4 protein-coding genes are annotated in these 2,600 nt (G+C 72.5%); 2 read left to right on the top strand and 2 right to left on the bottom strand.

Annotation, left to right across the window (positions count from 1 at the left end; all coding sequences use genetic code 11):
• A partial coding sequence (locus C6N75_RS27200) for a flavin-containing monooxygenase (protein ID WP_105871527.1) occupies positions 1-1,008 on the bottom strand: 1,008 nt, incomplete at its 3' end.
• A 68-nt stretch (positions 1,009-1,076) separates the two neighbouring features.
• Positions 1,077-1,253 (bottom strand): hypothetical protein, encoded by a 177-nt coding sequence (locus C6N75_RS30990; RefSeq protein WP_181160640.1) that lies wholly within the window; start codon positions 1,251-1,253, stop codon positions 1,077-1,079.
• A gap of 85 nt (positions 1,254-1,338) precedes the next feature.
• Between C6N75_RS30990 and C6N75_RS27190 the strand changes: the two genes are divergently transcribed.
• Together C6N75_RS27190 and C6N75_RS27185 are read left to right on the top strand one after the other, a co-directional pair.
• Positions 1,339-2,154, top strand: coding sequence for a helix-turn-helix domain-containing protein (locus tag C6N75_RS27190; RefSeq protein WP_258177640.1), 816 nt, complete (start codon positions 1,339-1,341; stop codon positions 2,152-2,154).
• Positions 2,151-2,456, top strand: a complete 306-nt coding sequence (locus C6N75_RS27185) for a DUF397 domain-containing protein (protein ID WP_105871524.1) — start codon at positions 2,151-2,153, stop codon at positions 2,454-2,456. The genes C6N75_RS27190 and C6N75_RS27185 overlap by 4 nt, the downstream gene beginning before the upstream one ends.
• Positions 2,457-2,600: the final 144 nt, after the last annotated feature.

Here is a 2,600-nt window from a genome sequence, read left to right as displayed (position 1 = left end):
CAGCTCCACCAGCTCCCCGACCAGCCCCTCCAGCCCGCGCCGGTACCCCGTCGCCGCGATCACGGCCTCCGGCGCGATGCGGCTGCCGTCCGCCAGCACCACCTCGCCGCCGTCGAACCCCTCCACCGCGGCGACGACCTCCACCCGCCCGCTCTTCACCGCCGCGATCAGCCCCACGTCCTGCACCGGGATGGCCCCCTCCCGCACCCGCGAGTACAGCCCGGCCCGCGGCCGCGCCAGCCCGTACGCCGACAGGTCCGGCACCGCGACCCGGCTCATCGCGCGCGCCGCCACGTCCACCAGCCTCACCGGCAGCCGGCGCACCAGGATCGCGGTCCGCTGCGCCGGCCAGCCGGCGGTGGACCGGCGCACGATGTGCGGCGCGGTCCGCACCGCCAGTCGCACCCGGCCCGCGCCGCCCTCCGCCAGATCCGCCGCGATCTCCGCCCCGGTGTTCCCGACCCCCACCACCAGCACGTCCTTCCCCGCGTACGGCGCCGGGTTCCGGTACGCGCCCGCGTGCCCCAACTCCCCCTCATACGCGTCGACTCCCGGCCAGTCCGGTATGCGCGCCGTGTGGTTGTAGCCGGTCGCCACGACCACCGCCCGCCCGACCAGCCGCCGCCCCCCACTGGCGTACAGCACCCAGCGCCCGGCGTCGTCCGCCCCGCGCTCGATCCGGGTCACCTCGACGCCGGTCACCACGTCCAGCCGGTGCACCTCGGCGTACTTCTCCAGGTACCGCACGACGTCGTCCCGCTTCACCCAGCGACCGAAGGAGCGCGGCATCTTCAGCCCCGGCAGCCCGGACAACCGCCGGGTGGTGTGCAGCCGCAGCCGGTCGTAGTGCCCGCGCCAGGAGGCCCCGACCGCGTCCGCCTTCTCCAGCACCACCGTCCGCACGCCCCGCCGCCCCAGCTCCGCCGCCACGGCCAGACCCCCGGGGCCCGCGCCGATCACGTACACGGGCGGCTCGGGGTGCGTCGGTTCGGCTATGAGGTCGGTCATGAGGACCAAACGTAACGGCGCGTTCACCCGGTGGGTCTCGGTCGCGAGGGGGTTCGGTTGCGAATAGGTCACGCGAGCGGCGGGTCCTCCTCGTCCGGGGGTGCACAGAGCTGCGCCGTCACGATCTCGTGCAGCACCGCCTCACCCCGCACCCCGCGCACCCGCACGGCGTCGAAGTGCACGCCGGCGAGACGCAGTTGGTGACCGGAGGCGGGGACCCAATCGGGGAGTTTCTCGTTGTTCATGCCTCCGAGCATCGGGGTGTGTGCGTAGCGTGACCAGGGGGACGCGCTCCACTTCACGGCAGAGTGGAAAAGGACGGTGGGGTCTGTGGGATCGGCGAAGGAACCCTCGCACGCGCGCAGGCACGTGGGAGGACTGATCAAGCGCTTCCGGACGCGCAAGAACCTGACGCAGAAGGAGCTGTCCGAGCTGCTGGTGATGTCGGAGTCGCTGCTCGGCGCGTACGAATGCGCCGAGCGCATCCCGTCCGCCCTGTTCCTGAAGGACGCGGACCAGGCCCTGGACGCGGACGGACTGCTGGTCGACTGCATCGAGATGATGGAGGAGGAGACCTATTCGCCGAAGTTCCTGAACTGGAAGCGGACGGAGGCGGAGGCGGCGATCATCAGCGCGTACGAGTGCATGGTGATCCCGGGCCTGCTCCAGACGCCGGAGTACGCCCGGGCCCTGTACCTCTCGCGGGTGCCCGCGTACGACCCCGAAGACCTGGACCGCCATGTCGAGGCCCGACTGGCCCGGCAGGTGGTGCTGGACCGCAAGCCCAAGCCCATCGTCAGCTATGTGGTGGAGCAGGCGGTGTTGGAGCGGGACCTCGGCGGCGCGGCCGTGCTCAAGGAGCAGCTCGACCATCTGCTGGACCTGCTGCGGACCCACCCCAACATCACCGTGCAGGTGATGCCGACTCAGCGCGCCGTCCACGCCGGACTGCACGGCCCCTTCCATCTGCTGAGCACCCCGGAGGGCCGCAATCTGGCCTACACGGAGGGCCAGGGCGGCGATACCTTGATCTCCAGGCCGGAGGAGGTCAACCGGATGATCGAACTCTTCGGCGCGCTGCGGGGCCAGGCCCTGACGCCCTGGGAGTCCGTGGAACTGATCGAGAGGATCGCGGCGAGGCTATGAAGTCCGAACTGACCTGGTTCAAGAGCAGCTACAGCGGCAACGAGGGCGGCGCCTGCGTCGAGGTCGCCTACGAGTGGCGCAAGTCCAGCTACAGCACCAACGAGGGCGGCGCCTGCGTCGAGGTCGCCGCCTGCGCGTGGCGCAAGTCCAGCCACAGCGGCAACGAGGGCGGCGAGTGCGTCGAGGTCGCCGCCTGCGCGCACGCCGTGCACGTGCGGGACTCCAAGGTGACCGACGGCCCCGTCTTCGCGGTCGCCCCGGACGCCTGGGCCGCCTTCGTGGCGGACACCGCGCGCGGCTGACGCCTCACGGCGGCCGGTACGCCGCCACCGGCGGCGCCGCGGCCGCCGCCCCCTCCGCCGGGGCTGCCGGGGGGAGTGGATCTCCGCGGAGGGCGGGTAGCCGGGCTGCCTGGATCGTTCGCCGGAGGGCGGCGGGGAGGGTGG

The organism is Streptomyces solincola (assembly GCF_002982015.1).
Taxonomy (GTDB): Bacteria; Actinomycetota; Actinomycetes; order Streptomycetales; family Streptomycetaceae; genus Streptomyces; species Streptomyces solincola.
The sequence above is the reverse complement of the archived record's forward strand: the minus strand, read 5'-3'. Positions and strand labels throughout refer to the sequence as shown.